The organism is Mitsuaria sp. TWR114 (assembly GCF_007997345.1).
The window spans coordinates 1-2,072 of sequence record NZ_VOSR01000286.1; the positions used below are offsets into that span (position 1 = coordinate 1).

Annotated in this window: 3 protein-coding genes; 1 reads left to right on the plus strand and 2 read right to left on the minus strand. The window is 68.0% G+C overall.

All coding sequences use genetic code 11. The features are described from left to right. The first annotated feature begins 236 nt into the window (after nucleotides 1–236). Nucleotides 237–947, plus strand: coding sequence for a glutathione S-transferase N-terminal domain-containing protein (locus FUT87_RS12045; RefSeq protein WP_091723740.1), 711 nt, complete (start codon nucleotides 237–239; stop codon nucleotides 945–947). Between the two features lie 71 nt (nucleotides 948–1,018). Here FUT87_RS12045 and FUT87_RS12050 read toward each other — a convergent pair whose 3' ends face one another. Beyond that, nucleotides 1,019–1,192 carry a SlyX family protein gene (locus tag FUT87_RS12050; protein ID WP_147241165.1) on the minus strand — a complete coding sequence of 58 codons (174 nt, stop codon included), beginning with the start codon at nucleotides 1,190–1,192 and terminating at the stop codon, nucleotides 1,019–1,021. Nucleotides 1,193–1,256: 64 nt separating this feature from the next. Beyond that, a partial coding sequence (locus tag FUT87_RS12055) for a DUF885 domain-containing protein (protein ID WP_147241166.1) occupies nucleotides 1,257–2,072 on the minus strand: 816 nt, incomplete at its 5' end.

A 2,072-nucleotide genomic window follows, 5' to 3' on the forward strand; every position in this document is an offset into this window, starting at 1 on the left:
TCATCGGCTTCGTGCCGCGCCGGCTCATCATCGGACAGGCGCATCGCGTGCTGGTCTCGGCCGACATCACCGGCCGCTGGGCGCCGCGCTGGGACCGGTTCGCCGCGCCGCTGCGCTGAGGCGCGTCAACCACACCGGCCCTGCAGCACGGTCCGCATTGACCTGTGTCGCGCAGGGTCTCTGAGGCCGCGCCGAGAATCGCACGTCCCCTTCATCCAACGATCGACGGAACCCTCATGACGGACCTCTCCCGCTTTCCCATCACGAAGAAGTGGCCCGCGCAGCATCCCGAGCGGCTGCAGCTCTACTCGCTGCCCACGCCCAATGGCGTGAAGGTCTCGATCGCGCTCGAGGAACTGGGCCTGCCGTACGAGCCGCACCTGGTCAGCTTCCAGACCGACGACCAGCTCACGCCCGAGTTCCTGTCGCTCAACCCGAACAACAAGATCCCCGCGATCATCGATCCGGACGGCCCCGGCGGCGCGCCGCTGCCGCTGTTCGAGTCGGGCGCGATCCTGGTCTACCTGGCCGAGAAGACCGGCCGGCTGATCCCGCAAGACCCGGCACGCCGCTACGAGACGCTGCAGTGGGTGATGTTCCAGATGGGCGGGATCGGGCCGATGTTCGGCCAGGTCGGCTTCTTCCATAAATTCGCCGGCAAGGACTACGAGGACAAGCGCCCGCGCGATCGCTACCTCAACGAATCGAAGCGCCTGCTGGGCGTGCTCGAGCAGCGCGTGACCGGCCGCGGCTGGATCATGGGCGACGAGTACACGATCGCCGACATCGCGATCTGGCCCTGGGTCAACAACCTGGTGGGCTTCTACGGCGCCGGCGAGCTGGTGGGCTTCAGCGAGTTCAAGGAAGTCCAGCGCGTGCTCGCGGCCTTCCTGGCCCGCGACGCGGTCAAGCGCGGCCTCAACATTCCCGCGCGCCCGACCGCCTGAGCACGCTTTTTGACTCCCTCTCCCGCTTGCGGGAGAGGGCAGGGGTGAGGGCCAGCGGCCGTCGAAGGACCTCAGTAGTGCGGCGGCAGCTCATCGCGCAGCGAGCCCGCGCCGTCGCCTCGTCCCTCGGGCACCTGCTTGCGCAGCTGCGCGATCTCGCGCACCAGCGCGTCGATCTGCTCCTGCTGCCGCGCGACCTGCGCGTTGAGGTGATCGACCAGGTCCTCGGCGAAGCTGGCCTTGATCTCGAGCTCGTGACCCGCGCCTCCAGGACCCGGACCTCCGCGGCCACATCCGCTCCGCTCGTGCTCATGGCTGTGCCTTGGGCGCCGCGGCGTCCGGCTGCGACATCAGTTCCGCGATCACCGACACCGGCGCGCTGCCGTAGCTCAGGAACTGCTCGTTGAAGGCCTTGACGCTGAAGTCCTTGCCCAGCGCCTGCCGGCGCCGCTCGCGCAATTCCATGATGTCGCTGTAGCCGCTGAAGTAGCTCGTCAGCTGCACCGAGCTCAGCTGCACGCGGCGCCACTTCTCGCGCGCCTCGCGCTCGGTCTGGAAGGCCTGGCGCTGCAGCAGGTCCAGCGCCTGCGCCTCGGTCATGCCCAGCACGTGCACGCTGTAGTCCAGGATCGTGTTGGTGACGCTGCGCAGGTTCCACTTGCCCCACATCAGCCACATCTCCGGCGCGTTCCCGCCGTAGCCGGACTCCAGCATCATCCGCTCGCCGAAGACGGCCCAGCCCTCGACCATCGCGCCGTTGCCGAACAGGGTCTTGACCAGCGACGGCGACTTGTTGGCGTAGACCAGCTGCGTGTAATGGCCGGGCACGGCCTCGTGGATGTTGAGGATCTGCAGGATCCAGTGGTTGTATTCCCGCAGCGAGCTCTCGGCCTGCTCGGGCGTGAGGTCGTCCAGCGGCGTGACGTTGTAGTAGGTGCGGTCCTGCGGGCGATAGGGCCCGGGCGCCTCGATGCCGGCGCCGGCGACACCGCGCTGATACACCGGCGTCTCGCGCACGATCAGCGGCTTGCTCGCGTCCTGCGTCAACAGGTCGTGGTCGTTGATCCAGCGCTCCAGCTGCGGGATCTGCGCGCGGATCTCCTTGACGAAGTCCTCGCGCTTGAC

Excerpts from the sequence above, each read along its gene's own strand:
- FUT87_RS12045 (WP_091723740.1), top strand. The coding sequence starts at position 237 with ATGACGGACCTCTCCCGCTTTCCCATCACGAAGAAGTGGCCCGCGCAG.